Source organism: Celeribacter indicus, assembly GCF_000819565.1.
Taxonomy (GTDB): Bacteria; Pseudomonadota; Alphaproteobacteria; order Rhodobacterales; family Rhodobacteraceae; genus Celeribacter; species Celeribacter indicus.
The window spans coordinates 377,777-395,215 of the sequence record NZ_CP004393.1 but is presented as its reverse complement, the minus strand read 5'-3'; the positions used below and the strand labels follow the sequence as shown (position 1 = coordinate 395,215).

Here is a 17,439-nt window from a genome sequence, read left to right as displayed (position 1 = left end):
CTATTCCGCGAGCTTCGCGTCAAGGATCTCCTTGAGATCCGCATAGCTCATGTTCGAATGTTTCTCTCCGTCGATGACGAGCGTGGGCGTGGCATCGACATTGTGTTCCTCGATCTCGCGGGTGAACTTCGCATAGAGGGCTTCGGCCATCGCGCCGTCATTGAGGCAGGCGTCCAGGTTCTCGTCCGTGAGCCCCGCGCGCTTGCCGATCTTGCGCAGGTTCTCGACGATCTGCATCGTGTCCTTGCCACCGGCGAGCCAGTCCCGCTGCTCGTCGTAGAGCATTTTCTGAACGCCGAAATAGCGCATCTCGCCGCCGCAACGCGCGACCATCGAGGCCCAGAGGCCGAACTTGTCGAAATAAACCTCGCGATAGACGAACCGCAGTTTACCCGTGTCGATATACTCCCGCTTGAGAGGCTCGAAGACGCTCTTGTGGAATTCCGCGCAATGCGGGCAGGTGTAGGAGGCGTATTCGATCAGTTCCACCGGCGCGTCGGCATTTCCCAGCACGAGATCCGGCACCGTGACATCGCTTGCCTCCTGCGCATTGGCCGGAGCGACGATGAAATCCGTCACCGAGGCGGAGGGTTTGAGTGCCAGAACGGCACCCGCGCCAATGGCCGCCGAAGCGGTCGTGAGCATGAAAAAGCGACGATTCATTTGTCTTCCTTCGATTGACTGCGGTGTCGGGCGAGAAAAGTCCCGGCGAATGTTTCGAGCGCACGGCGCAGGGACTCGTCCTGAACACCCTCGGAGAGGGCCTTCGCTTCGGCGAGCGTCTCCGGCGTCGGCGCGGGACGGGCCTTCGGAGCGGCGCGCTCGAAGGCGACCCGGCCTTCGGAGAACCCTCCCGGTGCGGTCTGGGTGACGTGGATCCGGGCGATGGCGCTGTATCCATAGACCGCGTTCACCCTCTCACGGATCCGCGGCACTTCTGCCTGAAGCATCGGCGCATGGGCGCCCGTGGTCAGAAGCGTCAGGACCGCACCGAAGCCGCCCTTCGCATAGGACACCTTCACCGGGCGGGACATGGCGGCGATCCGGGTTCCGACGATCTCTTCCCAATGGGTGAGCAGGCGGGATTGCGAAAAGCCCCGCGCCTCGGTCGCCTCGCGGATACGCGCCTGCAAAAGCCCGGAGGTCATCTCGAACCCCCGCCTGCGGCGTTTTCCGCGCTCTGGTGCGATCGTGTTGCTCATCCCTGCCCATCTGGCTTATCCCGTCACGGTCCTTATCTTAGGGACACGCGCGTAACGCGCCAGAAGAAAGCACATGACGAGAGCTAAAGATTGCGTGACGCACTGAAACAGTCGGAGATTTCCGACCTCCTGCTGGAGTGGTACGACCGGCACGCGCGCAGCCTGCCCTGGCGTGTCAGCCCCGACGCGCGCCGCGCCGGGATCCGTCCCGACCCCTACCGTGTCTGGCTGTCGGAGATCATGCTCCAGCAGACGACCGTCGCCGCGGTGAAAGCCTATTTCGAGCGATTCACCTCTCTGTGGCCCGATGTCACCGCACTTGCCGACGCCGAAGACGACATGGTCCTCGGCGAATGGGCGGGCCTCGGATATTACGCGCGGGCGCGCAACCTGCTCAAATGCGCGCGCGTGATCCGCGACGACCATGGCGGGAGGTTTCCCCCGAGCCGCCCGGAACTCCAGGCCTTGCCCGGCATCGGCCCCTATACCTCGGCCGCCATCGCCGCCATCGCCTTCGACCGGGCGGAAACCGTGGTCGACGGAAACGTGGAAAGGGTCGTCTCGCGCCTGTTCCGGATCGAAACGCCCCTGCCGGCCGCAAAGCCCGAATTGACCGCCCGTGCGGAAACCCTGACGCCCGGAAGCCGTCCGGGGGACTACGCCCAGGCGATGATGGATCTCGGCGCAACGGTTTGCACGCCCCGCTCACCCGCCTGCGCGATCTGCCCGATCGCCTCGTTCTGCGCCGCCCGCGCCGCCGGAGACCAGCCGCGGTTCCCGCTCAAGGCGCCCAGGAAGGCGAAGCCGACACGCCACGGCCATGCCTATGTCGCGCGGACCGCGGCAGGCGAATGGATCCTCGAGAAACGTCCCGAAAAAGGACTGCTCGGCGGGATGCTCGGCTGGCCGGGCACGGACTGGCAGGAGGCTCATCCGCAGCGCGCGCCCTTCTCCGGCGCCTGGACGGAAATCGGCGAGGTGCGCCACACCTTCACCCATTTCCACCTTGTTCTGACGGTGCATGCCGCACGCCACGTCGAGCCGACCGAAGGCTATGTCCTGCGCGGCGACAATTCCTTCCGGGCGAGCGATCTGCCGACGGTGATGCGCAAGGCATTTGATCTCGCGCAACACTTTCTTGATGATTAGATCATAGCATCGTCGGGCGCACGCATATGGGGATGGCAATGAACGTGGCGGAAATCAGAACCCGGAACGCCCTGCCGTTCTGGCTCTCCCTCGGGGTGGTGCCGCTCCTGTGGTTCGGGGCGGTGCACGGCGGATGGGCGACCATCATCGTGCCGCTCTACGCCTGGTACATGTTCTCCGCGCTCGACGCGGTGCTCGGCCTCAACACCGGCAATCCGGACCCGGAGACGGAGGAGGACCGGTTGTTCTGGTACAAACTCGTCACGCTGATCTGGTTTCCGGTGCAGGCCGCCAACATCTTCGGGCTGATCTGGTTCGTGACCCATGGCGATCATCTGTCATGGCCGGAAACGATCGTGCTCTTCTTCGGCCTCGGCGTGTCCTCCGGCACGATCGGGATCGTCTATGCCCACGAGCTTCTGCATCAGCGCAACCCGTTCGAGCGCTGGCTTGGCGATCTGCTTCTGGCCTCCGTGCTCTATTCCCATTTCCGCACCGAACATCTTCTGGTCCACCACAGGCATGTCGGCACGCGGCGCGACGCGGTGACCGCGCTCTACAACGAAGGCTTCCATCGCTATTTCCTCCGGGTCCTGCGCGAATGTCCACGCTCCGCCTGGGAGGCGGAGAAGGCGATGCTGGCGCGGCGCGGCCTGTCGCCCTGGCATCCGCGCAACCCGCATTTCCGCTACTGGACCCTCCAAATCCTCATGCTTCTCCTCGCGGTGCTGATCGGCGGGGTGCCGGGGCTCCTTCTCTTTGCCTGGCAGGCTTTCGTCGCGATCTGGCAGCTTGAACTGACGAACTACGTCGAGCATTACGGGCTGACGCGGCGGCATCTTGGAGGGGGAAGGTATGAGCATGTGAAACCGCATCATAGCTGGAATGCGGCGCATGCGGCGACGAACTGGCTGCTGATCAACCTGCAACGCCATTCGGATCACCATTACAAACCCGACCGGCGCTTCCCGCTCCTGCAAACCTATGACGCGTGCGAGGCGCCGCAGCTGCCCTATGGTTATCCGCTGATGACGATGGCCGCGATGGTGCCGCCGCTCTGGCGTAAGATCATGAATCCAAAGGTGAAATCCTGGCGCCGGCAATTCTATCCGGACATGTCGGAGTTCGAGGACTGGGAACCTTACAAGCGCGGAACGCTGCCGCTGCCGCGGAGCTGACGAAAAGGGGCCCCGTCACGCGGACGGGGCCAGGAGGGTGCCGCGATGTCAGGCCGCAGGCACCAGGCAGTAACTTTTCGAATGTCGGATTTGCGTCGGGCATGTGTCGGACAAGCGTCGGACCTTTTCCGGCCCGACACCGTGCCCGGAGGACTACTGCATCTCCGCGCGGATCTGCTGGCGCAGCACGTCGATCGGCACCTGCTTGCCGTCGCGCCGGAACGTCCAGTAGGTCCAGCCATTGCAGGAGGGCGCGCCTTCGAGATGGGCGCCCACCTGATGGATCGACCCCTTGACGTCCTTGGCGATGAGCGTGCCGTCGGCGCGCACCTTCGCCTTGCTGCGCCCGTTCATCGACACGAGCTCCTCACCCGGCCGCAACAGGCCGCGCTCTACGAGCTGACCAAAGGGCACGCGCGGTTCGGCACGCTTGGAGGCGGAGACGGCAAGCGCCTCCCTGTCGTACTTGCGCACGCTCGCGATGCGTTTCTCCGCGACGACGCGATATTTCTCTTCCCGCTCGATCCCGATGAATTCGCGACCGAGCATCTTGGCGACCGCGCCTGTCGTGCCGGTGCCGAAGAACGGATCGAGCACGACATCGCCGGGATTGGTCGTGCCCACCAGAAGACGATGCAGCAGCGCCTCGGGCTTTTGCGTCGGATGCGCCTTTTCGCCATTCTCGTCCTTGAGCCGCTCACCGCCGTTGCAGATCGGCAGCACCCAGTCGGAGCGCATCTGGATCCCCTCGTTCAGGGCCTTCAGCGCCTCGTAGTTGAACGTGTATTTCGCGGCCTCGTTCTTCGACGCCCAGATCAGCGTCTCATGCGCGTTGGTCAGGCGCTTGCCGCGGAAGTTCGGCATCGGGTTGGACTTGCGCCACACGACATCGTTCAGGATCCAGTAGCCCTGATTCTGAAGCTCGGCGCCGAGGCGGAAGACGTTGTGATAGGAGCCGATCACCCAGATCGCGCCGTTCGGCTTGAGCACGCGGCGCGCGGCCTTCAGCCAGTCGCGGGTGAAATCGTCGTAAATCCTGAAACTGTCGAACTGGTCCCACGCGTCGTCAACCGCGTCCACCTTCGAATTGTCCGGCCGGTGCAGATCCCCGCGGAGCTGAAGGTTATAGGGCGGGTCGGCAAAGATCAGGTCGATGGACTCTTCGGGAAGAGCGTTCATCACCTCGATGCAATCGCCGGCCAAAATCTGGTTGAGCGGAAGCGTGGCTGCCTCCGAGCGGGTCTTCGTTTTCATCTTCTGCCTCTTGATCGCGCCCCTCGGTTGATCCTCGGTGGCTCGCTTTTGCCGCGCCGTTTTCGGCGTCGTCTTGTGGGGTCAAAGATGAGTCATTGCCGATTCGCAGTCAATTTCTTTTTCGAATCAGTTACTTACTGTTTCTTCTTGATACAAGATATTGTGCACCGGTTTGAACGAACGTCTATGGTGTGGGGTCACACCAAGATTTCGGAGGCCTTCGAGATGCAGCTTCGTGCCGTAGCCCGCGTTTTTCTCCCATCCATAACCGGGATGCTGTTGCGCCAAATCCACCATGAGCCGGTCGCGCCATGTCTTCGCCACGATGGAGGCCGCGGAGATCGACAGGCAGCGGGCGTCGCCCTTCACCACCGCCTCGGCATCCTGGCCCAGCCCCGCCGGAAGGCGATTGCCGTCGATCAGGACGTAATCGGCAGGTCGGGACAGCCCCGCCACCGCCCGCTCCATCGCGCAGAGCGAGGCGCGAAGGATGTTCATCCCGTCGATTTCCTCGACCGAACAGGCGGCGATGGACACATCCGCCACGGCAAGGATCTCCGCATAGAGCGCCTCGCGCCGTTTCGCGCTCAGCACCTTGGAGTCGTTGAGACCGTCGGGAATGCGAAGGGGATCGAGCCGGACGGCCGCGGCCACGACGGGACCGGCCAGCGGCCCGCGCCCGACCTCGTCCACGCCGACGATTCGGAGATATCCCCGCCGCGCGGCGGCCTCTTCGAAGGTGAAATCGGGAAGAACCTGCATCATGCCTCCGTGAAAGCCGAAGCGCGGCCCGAGAGCAAGAAAAAAGGCGGATGGTCCGAAAGGAAACCATCCGCCAGGTGCGCGGCGCTGTTGTTTGCCGCGGTCTGCTCGATCAGTGCTTCTTGTTGTAAGACGGGGCGCCGAACCGGACGGGTTCGTCGACGCGATAGCCGAAATTCGTCAGGCAGCCGAGATCATAGGCATCCACCCTGCCCTGGCGGGTCGGCAGCCGGGTTTCGCAGGCCCGTGGCAGGGGCGTCCGCGAGGCACGCGCGCGGGTGGCGCAACGTTCGGTGACCACGAGGCGGGACCGGTCGCGATATCCGCCGCGGCGGTCGTCGGCCGTGGCGCTGGTGACGCATTCGCGGGGAATGAGGTATTCGGCGTGCCGGCCGGCCGGCTTGCGGTCCTTGTGCTTCTCCTTGGACTTGTCGCGGTTGTTGTCGATCGCCTTGCCGATGACGACGATGGCCGCGAGACCGCCCAGCGCCTTCAGCAGATCCTCGTTGGCGGCACGGGCCGGCGCGGCGGCGAGTCCGGCCGCGGCGAGGGAAAGCGCCAGCAGTCCGGCGGTGAATTTTGTGAGTCTCATCGTTCCGTCCTTTCAGTGTCCCTGCCCGGCCCCGGTGACGGGAGCGGGGCGTGAGGGAGGGGGTGGGACGGTGATGCCGGAGGCGGCGACGATCGCTCAATAACGGCGCGGCGACATCCGATAGCGCGGTGCGCCCTGTGCTCTGTTATTGAATAGCAGGGCGATCTGCGCCATGCAGGGGCGCATGAAGACATGCCGCTTTCTCCCACTCATGACCGTGCTCTGCCTCGCGCCCGCCTTCGCCTCCGCCGAATGCTATGCGAGCTACAAGGCCAAGCGCGACGATCCGCTCCAGCTCCATTTCGGTGTGGCCGAGGTGGGGGATGGCAATTGTTCGAAGGAGGCCGCCGGAAAGGTCCTGGCCGGGCGGCTCGCCAGAGACGGCTGGATTCTCCTTTCCATCGTGGAGATGATCCCCGCGGACAGACTGGGCGAGGTGAAGGACCGTGCTGGCGACTATTTTCTCCGATACTGACAGCCGCAAGGTTTCGAAAGTCGTCGTCTACGGCGTGATTGCGGTGGTCGCGATCCTGCTCTTGGCGGCGGTCCTGCTGTTCCTGAACCTGCCGGATGCGAATGCGTTCAACGCGCGGGTCGAACGGATCTTTGTCGAGAACGATCTGACTACGCGGGCGGAGATCAAGCTGCTCGAGATCCTCGCACAGTCCGGGACGAGTTTCGCGGAGACGCTCACCTCCTACCGCATGGTGATCTTCGTGCTCCTGCTGTTCTCGAGCGCGCTCCTCGTCGCGACGCTCGTCTTTCTCATCACCATCGTGGCGCTCAACCGGCGGATGTCGGAGATCGAGAAGCGGGGTATCGAGGTGTCCTCGCTGCTGATCTCGCGGGCGGAGAACACGGTCTATCTCAACAACATGGAATTCAAGCTGACGCCCGCCGCGCTCGAGACGCTGTCGGTGCTCGCGGAGGCGCGGCTCGACGACGATGTGCTTTCGGGGGCGGAGATCGAGGCGGTGATCTCGGGACGCGCGGCGGCGGATTGCGACGAGGCGGCCGGGGCGACGCGGATCAAGCGGCTGCGCGACACGCTCGGCAACCAGATGGTGAGTGAGCTTCTGGTAAAGAATATCGCGCGCAAGGGCTACATGCTGTCCTGTCCGCGCGACGTGATCAAGATGATCTGACATGCGAAGGGAGCGGCCAGCGGGCCGCTCCCCTGTTTTGCGGGAGAAACGCGCTCAGAAACGGTAAGCGGCGCGGATCTGCACCATTTCCGCGTCGAGGTCGATGCTCTCGCCACCGATCTCTTCCACCTCGTCGAAGTCCTGCTTGCTGTATTCGAGACCGACCGAGAAACGGTCGCTGACGAGGTAGTCGACACCGATACCATAGGTGACGCCGGTTTCGGAGAAGTCGGCATCGTCGTCGATCACGTCGGTGAAATCGGAGGAGATGTTCGCCACGCCGAGGGTCACGTAGGGCAGGAAGCGACCGAGGTCGTAGCCCGCGCGGCCGCGGAGGCGCACGAGATCGGCCTCATCGGCTTCGTCGAAATCCGCCTTGTTGTAGTCGAGTTCGGCACCCGCGACCCACTGGCCGAAGTCCCACATGTAGCCGGCATGCAGACCGTAGGCGTCGAAGTCGTCTTCGTCATCGGCATCAACAAGGATGTCGTCGTCGAAGTCGAGGGACGCCGTGCCCTGGCCGTATTGGAGACCGGCGTAGAAGCCCGTCCAGTCCACGCCCGGATCGACAACCGCCACGGGGGCCGGTGCGGGTTCGATGACCGGCTCGGAATAGCCGCCGGCGAAAGCGGGGGCGGCGGTGCCGAGGGCCAGGGCTGAGACGATGAGGTAACGTTTCATTCTTTACACTCCTGTAAGATGTGATGGTGGACGAAAGATAGGTCTTCGATCCGCGGCGTCCTCCCCTCCAGGTGCAAGAAGCAAAACGAGAACCGTCACCTGTTGCAGAAATATCTCATGGCAAAAATCCGCTGAACTGCCCGCGACGCAGGCGCGCAGCGGGGTCGGCAGCCGTCGCGCGACCGGGCGGCGCTGGCATCGGTCCTGTCCGAAAGATCGCCGAAACACGCTCAGGCGCGCCTCGGGAGGACTGTCGGGGATCCTTCCAGCGCGCGATGGGGCGGGCCGGATGCCGGAGCGAATGGATTTCCGATAGAGCGCCCCCATTGACAAGGCCGAGGTCTGCCGTCTGCCGCCGCACAGATTCGCCCGCGCCGGCCCTGTGGACGTTGCAGGACATGCGGGAAACGGGTGGAGGCCGGGCTGGTGAATTCCGCGGGTGGGGAGCACCTGACCCAAGTTCAATTTTGGACTTTATTCATTTTGAATCAATTATTTACATGGTATTATTCTGTGTTTTCGGAGGGCAAGAAGCTTCACCTATATAGCGGCGCGTTTCCCCGCCATGCGCGCGTCAGCATCTCTGTCAGCGGGCCGGCTGCGAGCGGTCGGGGATTCGCATAGGGATTTTCCAACGCCATCTGCGCGACCTTCGCGATCCCGTCCTCCGGCATGCCGAGGTCGGAGAGCGACTGCGGTGCACCCAGATGCCGGGACAGGTCATACAGGGCGCGCGCAGGGTCGGCGCCAAGCAGGGGAACCAGCCGCGCCATGACCGGCGCGATAGCCGGCGCGTTATAGGCCAGCGCATGAGGCAGCATGACGGCATGTGCCTCCGCATGCGGCAGATCGAAACTCCCGCCCAGCGTGTGACAAATCTTGTGATGAAGCGACATCTCCGCCGCGTCCAGGCAAAGCCCGCAGAGCCAGGAGCCGTAAAACAGATCTGCGCGTAGGTCGACGTCGTCCAGCGCGTCCGCCAGGTCGGGCAGCGATTTTGCCAGAACGCCGATAGCCTCGAGCGCCATGAGATCCGTGACGGGATTCGCATGCGGCGCATAGAGCGCCTCGATGGCATGAGCCATCGCGTTCATCCCCGACAGGCCCGAAATGCCGAGCGGCAGACCGAGCGTCAGTTCGACATCGTAGATCACCGTCGTGGGGCGGATTTCGGGCGCGCGACGCGTGGTTTTCCGACCGCCTTCGGTCTCACCCAGAATATCGGTCATTTCCGAGCCGGAATAGGTCGTCGGGAGGCTGATGTGCGAAAGGCCTCTGCGTCCGGCCAGCGCCTTGCCCAGCCCGATGGTGGAGCCGCCGCCGACCGAAACGACACCATCCGCACCACAGGCATCGAAGCGGCGAAGTGCCTCTTCGGTCACGGCGACAGGCGTGTGCATGGCCGCTTCGGGGAACAAGGTCCAGTCGCGATGCGCGAGCGTATCGGAGAGTTGGTCAACCAAGCTCGCCCGTTGCTTTGTCGTCACAATCAACGGATGGGTCATGCCCAGCCGATCCAGTTCATTGCCCAGGGCCTTGCGTGCTCCAGGCGCGAACAGGATGCGGCGGGTATGGGACAGGTAGGTGAAATCTCTCATGAGAGCCTTTGGGGAAAAGGGCAGGTATTTCGGACGGGTCGCCGCAGCGGGTCTCCTGCCGGACGGCCCGCCGCTCTTTTGCCGCGTCACATCATGTTGGGAACGAGAAGGACAATCAACGGGAACGCCAGGATGAGCGCGACACGCAGGACGTCGACGGCCAGGAAGGCCACGAGCCCGCGGAAGATCGCACCGAGTTGCACATCCTTGACCACGGATTTCAACACGAAGGCGTTCAGCCCCACCGGCGGGGTGATATAGCTCACCTCCGTCACGATCACGACATAGATCCCGAACCAGATCAGATCGAATCCTTGCGCGGCCACGATCGGATAAAAGATCGGCACGGTCAGGGTGATCATCGACAGGCCCTCACTTTCCAGTTCATCGGCACGGAGAACTGATGCTCGCCCAGCACCTTCACCGGAAAGCCGCCGCCCTGTTTCATGAACAGGTCGATGTATTTGCGCACCCCCTCGCCGAGGAAATCCTCAAGCGGTTCGATATCTTCCCTGAAGGTCGCGAAGACCATACCGTTATAGGACTCGGTCCGCAGCTTTTGGAGCCCGTGCCGGGCCTTGTCGAAATCGTCGCCGTATTGCTCCGGGTAAGGCAGCGCGCGCAGGGAGTCGTCGAGACCGTAGCCCCAGCCGTGATAGGGGCACTGGAAGGACGAGGACTTGCCCTTTTTCACCTCGCAAATCGTCGCGGCACGGTGGCGGCAGCGGTTCACCATGCAGTGTATCCTGCCCTTGCGGTCGCGCACCACGATCACCGGCTCAAAGCCGACCTGCGACAGTTTGAACGATCCTTTGTCGGGAAACTCGCTGTCATGCGCGACCCAGACCCAGGTGTTCCTGAAGATCTTCTCCATCTCTTCGTCGAAGAGGGCGGGATCTTTCGTACATCGCGGTCGCGACCTTCGCGTTCTTGTCGTCATAGAGCGCATCGAGATCGCTGAACTTCGGCATATCGAGAGACATGTCAGTTCCTTTCATATGGCGGCCTCCCAGCCCACCCCCCCGAGCCCCACCATCTGAACCGCTCCGGGTTTGCCGGAGGCTCCAACTCTTGAGTAGGATGGAGCATCATGAGCAAGACAACGAACAAATATTCCCCTGAAGTGCGCGAGCGAGCGGTTCGTATGGTTTTGGACAACGCCGGTCAGCATGAGAGCCGCTGGCAAGCGATCGTATCGATCTCGGCGAAGATAGGCTGTTCGACGAACACGCTGAATGACTGGGTCAAAAAGGCAGAGATTGATCGTGGCGACCGTGCTGGGGTCAGTACCGAGATGGCCGAGAAGATGAAGGCGCTGGAGCGCGAGAACCGCGAACTCAAGCAGGCGAATGAGATCCTGCGGAAGGCGTCGGCGTATTTTGCGATGGCGGAGCTCGACCGCCGACCGAAGTCATGATCGCCTTTATCGACGATTATCGTGGAGAGCTCGGGGTCGAGCCGATCTGCAAGCACCTGCCGATTGCCCCGTCCACATACTACGATCATCTGGCCAAACGGGCCGACCCTGATCTGCGCTCGGATCGGTTCAAGCGCGACGACGAGCTTCGCCCCGAGATCGAGCGCGTGTTCGATGAGAATTACAAGGTCTATGGCGTGCGCAAAGTCTGGCGCCAGATGCGGCGGGAAGGATTTGATGTGGCCCGATGCACGATAGCCCGGTTGATGAAGGATTTGGGCCTGCAGGGCGTCATCCGGGGCAAGCCGCATAAAACGACGATCCCTGACAAGAAGCAGCCGTGCCCGATGGACAAGGTAAACCGGCAATTCCGGGTGCCGGCACCGAACATGCTCTGGGTCAGCGATTTCACCTATGTCGCCACCTGGCAAGGGTTCGTTTATGTGGCATTCGTGATCGACACGTTCGCGCGCCGGATCGTTGGGTGGCGCGTCAGCCGCACGGCTCACACAGGCTTCGTTCTCGACGCTTTGGAACAGGCTGTTCATCAGCGGCAGCCTGGTGTGGGACTGATCCATCACTCAGACCGCGGATCGCAATACCTGGCGATAAAATACACCGAACGCTTGGCCGAGGCAGGAATCGAACCCTCGGTCGGCAGCGTCGGTGACAGCTATGACAACGCTTTGGCCGAGACAATCAATGGTCTCTTCAAGGCGGAGGTCATCCACCGCCGTGGCCCGTGGCGCAGTCTGGACGCCGTGGAATACGCCACTCTGGAATGGGTCGACTGGTTCAACAATCGCCGCCTCCTCGAGCCCATCGGGAACATCCCACCAGCGGAAGCAGAGGCAAACTTCTACGCAGCTCTGGTAACTAAGACCATAGCCGCATAACTTAAACCAAACAGCCTCCGGCAAACCCGGAGCGGTTCAGTTTCCGAGAACTTGCAGCGATTCACGGGGTCAGTTAATCAAGAAATGCCCGCACCTAAGAACAACTAGTGGCTTTATCTACCCCGAAACCGACCGTCCAGAGGGTGGCGCTCCCGGTGGCCGGAAGCGCCTTGCCCTGTGGGCTGCGCCGGATGGCCCCGGCGTGACCTTTTCGGGGTGGTGTCAGGCAGGAACCTTCGGGCGCTGCGGCTCCTCCAACGGCCATTCGGCAACACAACGGTAGGTGCCCCGGTCGGGACCGTGCTTGTGGAAGAAGTAGAAGATGCGGTTGCGCAGCCGATGGCTGAACCACTCCTCCCAACTATGGTAGACACGGCTGCTGCCGCCATGCTCGTTGTAGTGCTCGTGGGCGGTGGGCATCTGCGGCTTGAGCGTCTTCGCGGCGTTTTCTGCGGTGACGCCCAACTGCGCCAAGGTGCTATATCCGTCGATGTAGTCCCATACCGTGAGCCCCCGCAGTGCTGCTCCGCGAGGATCCAGCGTGCAATTGCTTCGATAACAATGCGGCCCTCGCCGCTGCGCCAGTAGTTGCTTGCCATCCATTTGGCTCCTTTGATTCGGAACGCTGACAGACGGATCGGGCCACGCGGGCGCACAGACAGCGGACAGCCAGCGCAACCGGGGTTACACTTGGTCTTGTCGGCTCGCGGACCGGCGTAGTAATCCGCGATGAGGGCCTTCACCGTTCGCACCCAAAGGGCAGCCCCCGTTTCAAGGGGAGCAATTAAGCGACCGCGCTTCTGCTTGGCCCACCTATCCCGAAGATGGGGCCGCCAGGGTCGTGCGTCAACAGCAAGTTTTCCCTGAGCAGGTGTGCGGACCTATGCCTTGCCGTCGCGCTTCTCGATAGCCTTCACCGCGCCTTCCGACAGCGAGGCATAGACCTCTGCGACGTCCTTGGGCTCGGATATGGTCTTGTCCACGATGAGGTTGAGGAGCTTAAAGAGCGTCTCCGCTGTCGCCCGGTCGTCCCGCAGGTCGATTTGACCGGGATGCACGGCGCTGTTCCCGATGACGCGGACGGCATCGAGAGCCTGCTGCACCCTTGGGTCGAGACCGCCCCTCACCAAGGCGCCAATGTCGTCGTTGATGTTCTTTCCGGGCTGGCCCAGCTCCTTGCAAAGCTTCTGGATAGCAAGGCGGATAAGTGCTGCCGCCCCTCTGGGCGACTGGTCGAGGATCGTGCTTGCCTCGTCATAGTCCCGCCGAATGTCATCGGGCATGTCCGGGTTCGCCGCCGGAGCCTCGCCTGTTTGGGGGTAGGCGATGGAGTTGTTAACCCAAATCGCGATCTTGTTGCAGCTAACGCAACGACTTGCGAGAACGCTGGAAACGCCAATATTGTTCTGTCCATGCTTGAGTTCGAATAGCGTCGGCGCAAGTTCTTGCTGGTAGGAAAGCGCATCGACCAAGCCACGACCGCGCTCTGTGCTTTCGGCAGTTCCCGCGCCCCGAGCCCAAACCACTCCTGATGTGAGAACGCTCGGCAATTAGGGCAGTTGAACGCGGCTTCTCGGACGGACGGCGGGACGTACTTCATGGGCAACTCGCTGATGCTGGAAATCGCCCAAGCCATAGCATGACGCACGGGGAGATGGAACAAAGGGCGCACACCAAACCTTCTGGGCGACGGTTCGCAGCCCAGAGGAACACGGTTCGCGCACAGGATATCGAGTAAAATCAAGGAGAAGATGGTGACCCCGGCAGGACTTGAACCTGCAACCTATCCCTTAGGAGGGGATTGCTCTATCCAGTTGAGCCACGGGGCCTAATTTTCACCTTCATACGGTTCGGAACACGGTTCGTGCAAGGCTGCCTTTTTCCTAACCGCATGTCTCTCCATCTTCTTTCGGCCCCGGACCCTCCGCTTAGGAGGCTGCTCTATCCAGTTGAGCCACGGGACCACGCGGAACTCCTTTTGCCCGTTCACAACGCCATGCACAAGGGTGTTGAGGCGGGTAAGGCGCTTCAGGAGCGTGTTCAGCGGCAGGGAAGGGCAATAGCGAGGGGGAGCAAGTTGGCCCACCCCTCCCCCTCGGCGATCCTTTCCGGGCGTCGCGGGCGCGGGCCCGGCGCCTGAGGAGCGCATCGCACAGTTCGGACGCGCGCCGGAGGGAATGGTCCGGCATATCACGACTGTTATCGCTAACATAGCCGATGTGCGACGCGTGGACAAGGACGCGTTATGATGTAGAGTGAGCGAAACGGAACGGGGTAACGAAAGGTCGCGCGATGTCACAGGGTTCGAGGAACACGCCGGCAAGACGGCCTTTGACGCTCAGGGACGTCTCCGAGGCGTCCGGCGTGTCGGAAATGACCGTCAGCCGCGTGCTGCGGAACCGGGGCGACGTCTCCGAAGCGACCCGCACGAAGGTGCTCGAGGCGGCACGAGAGCTGGGCTATGTCCCGAACAAGATCGCGGGCGCCCTGGCCTCGAGCCGCGTAAACCTGGTGGCGGTCATCATTCCCTCCATGTCGAACATGGTCTTCCCCGAGGTGATGACCGGCATCACCGAGATTCTCGACGAGACCGAGCTCCAGCCGGTCGTCGGCGTCACCCATTACAAGCCCGAGCGGGAGGAGGCGGTGCTCTACCAGATGCTGTCCTGGCGGCCGTCCGGCGTCATCATCGCGGGGCTTGAACATACCGAGGCGGCAAAGGCGATGCTCGGCGCCGCGGGCATTCCGATCGTGGAGATCATGGACACGGACGGGGAACCGGTCGACTCGGCTGTTGGAATCTCCCACCGACGCGCCGGGCGCAAGATGGCGCGGGAGATCATCGACTCGGGCTACAGGCGGATCGGGTTTCTCGGCACGAAGATGCCGCTCGATCACCGCGCACGCAAGCGCTTCGAGGGGTTCACCGAGGTGCTGGCGAAGGCGGGGCTCGAGATCGTGGATTCGGAATTCTATTCCGGCGGGTCGGCTCTCGCGAAGGGACGGGAGATGACCGAGGCGATCCTGAAGCGCAACGAGGAAGAGCCGCTCGATTTCCTCTATTACTCGAACGACATGATCGCGGCGGGGGGGCTGCTTTACTGTCTCGACAAGGGCATCGACGTGCCGGGCGAGATCGGGCTGGCGGGCTTCAACCGGATTGAATTCATCGACGGTCTGCCGCGCAGGCTCGCGACGATGGATTCCTGCCGCATCGAGATCGGCCGCGCCGCCGCGCGCATCATCGCGCAGCGCGTCGAAAACCCGCAGGAAGGCATGGGAGAGGTGATCACGCTCGAACCCTCGATCGAGCTCGGGGATACGCTGAAGCGGCGCAAGAAGCCTCTCTAGGGTCGCTCGCCACCAGGCAGCCAGCGCAAGGATGGCGTGCAAAAAAGGGACGTCGGAGCCCGCGGCCGCGCCGCTTCCCCCACGTGTCTCAGCGGGTGTCGCCCCAACTGTCCGGAGGCGTCGCGACATGCGGCGAGAGGCGGCCGTCTCCCTCTCCGGCGTTCTGCAAGGCGCTGCGGCTCTGCCACGAATACGGGGAGGGAGGAGCCCGGAGCAACTTTATTCAAAGCTGCACATCCCCTCGTGACTGGAAATGGCGCGCCGAAAGTCTTATTGAGCGTCAAAGCCCGCCTCACCGCGGGCCCTCAGCCGTTCAGACAGGAAAGCCAAGACAATGCCACATTACAGATCCCGTCGCTCCACACACGGCCGCAACATGGCCGGCGCCCGCGGCCTCTGGCGCGCGACCGGCATGACGGACAGCGATTTCGGCAAGCCGATCATCGCAGTGGTCAATTCCTTCACGCAATTCGTGCCCGGCCATGTCCATCTCAAGGATCTGGGCCAGATGGTCGCGCGGGAGATCGAGAAGGCGGGCGGTGTCGCCAAGGAGTTCAACACGATCGCGGTCGATGACGGCATCGCCATGGGGCATGACGGGATGCTCTATTCCCTGCCCTCGCGCGAGGTGATCGCGGATTCGGTGGAATACATGGTGAACGCGCATTGCGCGGACGCGATGGTGTGTATTTCCAATTGCGACAAGATCACGCCCGGCATGATGATGGCGGCGATGCGGCTCAACATTCCCGTGATCTTCGTCTCCGGTGGGCCGATGGAAGCCGGCAAGGTGCAGATCGGTGATCTGGAACGCGCGGTCGACCTCGTGGACGCGATGGTCGCGGCCGCCGATGATCAGTATACCGACGAACAGGTGAACGAATTCGAGGCGAATGCCTGCCCGACCTGCGGATCGTGTTCCGGCATGTTCACGGCGAACTCGATGAACTGCCTCGCCGAGGCACTGGGTCTCGCGCTGCCGGGCAACGGCTCGACGCTCGCGACCCATGCGGATCGCAAGCAGCTTTTCCTCGAGGCGGGCCGCAAGATCGTGGAGATCACCAAACGCCATTACGAGGGCGAGGAGCCGGGGCTGCTGCCGCGCGAGATCGCGACTTTCGAAGCGTTCCAGAACGCGATGAGCCTCGACATCGCCATGGGCGGGTCGACCAATACGGTTCTGCACCTTCTGGCCATCGCGCATGAGGGCGAGGTGGATTTCACCATGCAGGACATCGACAAGCTCTCGCGCAAGGTGCCCTGCCTGTGCAAGGTCGCGCCGAACATCCACAACGTCCACATGGAGGATGTGCACCGCGCGGGGGGTATCTTCTCCATCCTGGGCGAGCTCTATCGCGGCGGGCTTCTGCATGGCGATGTGCGTACCATCCATGCGGACACGATGGCGCAGGCGATCTCCAAGTGGGACATCGCAGTCGCGAACAATCCCGAGGCCGAACAGTTCTTCCGCGCGGCGCCGGGCGGGGTGCGCACCACGCAGGCCTTCTCTACCGAAAACCGCTACAAGGAGCTAGACACGGATCGCAAGGGCGGGGTGATCCGCTCGGTCGATCATGCCTTCTCGAAGGATGGCGGTCTCGCGGTGCTGTTCGGCAATATCGCGGAGCGCGGCTGTATCGTGAAGACGGCGGGCGTGGACGAAAGCATCCTGAAATTCTCCGGCCCGGCGCATGTCTTCGAATCCCAGGACGATGCGGTGAACGGCATCCTGACACGCAAGGTCGAGGCGGGCGAAGTCGTGGTGATCCGCTACGAGGGGCCGCAGGGCGGGCCGGGGATGCAGGAAATGCTCTACCCGACCTCCTATCTGAAGTCGAAGGGGCTGGGCAAGAAATGCGCGCTCCTGACCGACGGGCGGTTCTCCGGCGGCACCTCCGGCCTGTCCATCGGCCACGTCTCCCCGGAGGCGGCGGAGGGCGGGCTGATCGGGCTCGTGGAGACCGGCGACATCGTCGAGATCGACATCCCGAACCGCACGATCAACCTGAAGGTCGACGATGCCACCCTCGCCGCGCGCCGCGAGGCGAAGGGGCCGCTGCCCTGGAAACCCACCGAGGAACGTCCGCGCGCGGTGTCGACCGCGCTCAGGGCCTATGCGATGTTCGCCTCCTCTGCGGACAAGGGCGGAGTGCGGATCCTGCCCGAGAACGCGGGCTAAGCGCAAGGCACAGGACGCCGCCCCATCGGGCGGCG

17 protein-coding genes, 1 tRNA gene, 1 pseudogene and 1 other annotated feature are annotated in these 17,439 nt (G+C 63.0%); of the genes and pseudogenes, 7 read left to right on the top strand and 12 right to left on the bottom strand.

From position 1 onward, the window contains the following. On the bottom strand, positions 1–663 hold the full coding sequence (locus tag P73_RS01975) for a DsbA family protein (protein WP_043868223.1): 663 nt from the start codon (positions 661–663) through the stop codon (positions 1–3). Next, on the bottom strand, positions 660–1,202 hold the full coding sequence (locus P73_RS01970) for a DUF721 domain-containing protein (RefSeq protein ID WP_052452997.1): 543 nt from the start codon (positions 1,200–1,202) through the stop codon (positions 660–662). The genes P73_RS01975 and P73_RS01970 overlap by 4 nt, the downstream gene beginning before the upstream one ends. A 90-nt stretch (positions 1,203–1,292) precedes the next feature. On the opposite strand from P73_RS01970, the gene mutY reads away from it, so the two are divergent. Continuing rightward, positions 1,293–2,351 (top strand): A/G-specific adenine glycosylase, encoded by a 1,059-nt coding sequence (mutY, locus tag P73_RS01965; RefSeq protein ID WP_245629221.1) that lies wholly within the window; start codon positions 1,293–1,295, stop codon positions 2,349–2,351. Between the two features lie 38 nt (positions 2,352–2,389). Continuing rightward, a complete protein-coding gene (locus P73_RS01960; RefSeq protein ID WP_043868222.1) occupies positions 2,390–3,529 on the top strand; it encodes an alkane 1-monooxygenase in 1,140 nt (379 codons plus the stop codon). Between the two features lie 153 nt (positions 3,530–3,682). On the opposite strand, the gene P73_RS01955 is transcribed toward P73_RS01960, so the two are convergent. The 3 genes from P73_RS01955 to P73_RS01945 all read right to left on the bottom strand — a co-directional run bounded on the left by P73_RS01955 (position 3,683) and on the right by P73_RS01945 (position 6,137). Next, on the bottom strand, positions 3,683–4,783 hold the full coding sequence (locus tag P73_RS01955) for a site-specific DNA-methyltransferase (RefSeq protein ID WP_043868221.1): 1,101 nt from the start codon (positions 4,781–4,783) through the stop codon (positions 3,683–3,685). 126 nt (positions 4,784–4,909) lie between these two features. Beyond that, entirely contained in the window at positions 4,910–5,545 is a 636-nt protein-coding gene (locus P73_RS01950) for a ribonuclease HII (RefSeq protein WP_420836126.1), read from the bottom strand. A gap of 112 nt (positions 5,546–5,657) precedes the next feature. Beyond that, positions 5,658–6,137 carry a hypothetical protein gene (locus P73_RS01945; RefSeq protein ID WP_043868219.1) on the bottom strand — a complete coding sequence of 160 codons (480 nt, stop codon included), beginning with the start codon at positions 6,135–6,137 and terminating at the stop codon, positions 5,658–5,660. A 184-nt stretch (positions 6,138–6,321) separates the two neighbouring features. Between P73_RS01945 and P73_RS01940 the strand changes: the two genes are divergently transcribed. Together P73_RS01940 and P73_RS01935 are read left to right on the top strand one after the other, a co-directional pair. Further along, positions 6,322–6,612, top strand: coding sequence for a hypothetical protein (locus P73_RS01940; RefSeq protein WP_043871324.1), 291 nt, complete (start codon positions 6,322–6,324; stop codon positions 6,610–6,612). Beyond that, positions 6,584–7,282 carry a winged helix-turn-helix domain-containing protein gene (locus P73_RS01935; RefSeq protein WP_043868218.1) on the top strand — a complete coding sequence of 233 codons (699 nt, stop codon included), beginning with the start codon at positions 6,584–6,586 and terminating at the stop codon, positions 7,280–7,282. Before P73_RS01940 ends, P73_RS01935 begins: the two co-directional genes overlap by 29 nt. Positions 7,283–7,336: 54 nt before the next feature. Here the strand turns inward: P73_RS01935 and P73_RS01930 are convergent, their stop codons facing one another. The 4 genes and pseudogenes from P73_RS01930 to P73_RS01915 all read right to left on the bottom strand — a co-directional run bounded on the left by P73_RS01930 (position 7,337) and on the right by P73_RS01915 (position 10,435). Then, complete coding sequence (locus tag P73_RS01930; RefSeq protein WP_043868217.1) at positions 7,337–7,963, bottom strand: outer membrane protein; 627 nt, start codon at positions 7,961–7,963, stop codon at positions 7,337–7,339. Positions 7,964–8,499: 536 nt separating this feature from the next. Beyond that, on the bottom strand, positions 8,500–9,561 hold the full coding sequence (locus tag P73_RS01925) for a maleylacetate reductase (RefSeq protein WP_043868216.1): 1,062 nt from the start codon (positions 9,559–9,561) through the stop codon (positions 8,500–8,502). A gap of 86 nt (positions 9,562–9,647) precedes the next feature. After that, positions 9,648–9,935, bottom strand: a pseudogene (locus tag P73_RS01920) (TRAP transporter large permease subunit); the annotation flags it as partial. Next, positions 9,920–10,435, bottom strand: a complete 516-nt coding sequence (locus P73_RS01915) for an aromatic ring-hydroxylating oxygenase subunit alpha (protein WP_245629220.1) — start codon at positions 10,433–10,435, stop codon at positions 9,920–9,922. The pseudogene P73_RS01920 and the gene P73_RS01915, both read right to left, overlap by 16 nt. 216 nt (positions 10,436–10,651) lie before the next feature. Here P73_RS01915 and P73_RS01905 point away from each other — a divergent pair. Continuing rightward, positions 10,652–11,874, top strand: a protein-coding gene (locus P73_RS01905; protein WP_420836116.1) for an IS3 family transposase whose coding sequence is annotated in 2 segments (ribosomal slippage) — positions 10,652–10,940 and positions 10,940–11,874 — 1,224 coding nt in all. Because the reading frame shifts where the segments join, the coding sequence is not laid out codon by codon here. Further along, positions 10,933–11,049: a sequence feature (AL1L pseudoknot), on the top strand. (Overlaps the previous gene by 117 nt.) A 222-nt stretch (positions 11,875–12,096) precedes the next feature. On the opposite strand, the gene P73_RS01900 is transcribed toward P73_RS01905, so the two are convergent. The 3 genes from P73_RS01900 to P73_RS01890 form a co-directional block, all read right to left on the bottom strand. Next, positions 12,097–12,477 carry a hypothetical protein gene (locus P73_RS01900; protein WP_043868214.1) on the bottom strand — a complete coding sequence of 127 codons (381 nt, stop codon included), beginning with the start codon at positions 12,475–12,477 and terminating at the stop codon, positions 12,097–12,099. Between the two features lie 278 nt (positions 12,478–12,755). Beyond that, positions 12,756–13,346, bottom strand: coding sequence for a DUF4145 domain-containing protein (locus P73_RS01895; protein ID WP_202966933.1), 591 nt, complete (start codon positions 13,344–13,346; stop codon positions 12,756–12,758). Positions 13,347–13,626: 280 nt separating this feature from the next. Then, positions 13,627–13,703, bottom strand: a tRNA-Arg gene (locus P73_RS01890). Between the two features lie 463 nt (positions 13,704–14,166). Between P73_RS01890 and P73_RS01885 the strand changes: the two genes are divergently transcribed. Together P73_RS01885 and ilvD are read left to right on the top strand one after the other, a co-directional pair. After that, the gene (locus P73_RS01885; protein WP_043868213.1) at positions 14,167–15,225 is read left to right on the top strand and encodes a LacI family DNA-binding transcriptional regulator; all 1,059 of its coding nucleotides are present in this window, start codon (positions 14,167–14,169) and stop codon (positions 15,223–15,225) included. A gap of 334 nt (positions 15,226–15,559) precedes the next feature. Beyond that, entirely contained in the window at positions 15,560–17,404 is a 1,845-nt protein-coding gene (ilvD, locus tag P73_RS01880) for a dihydroxy-acid dehydratase (protein ID WP_043868212.1), read from the top strand. Positions 17,405–17,439: the final 35 nt, after the last annotated feature.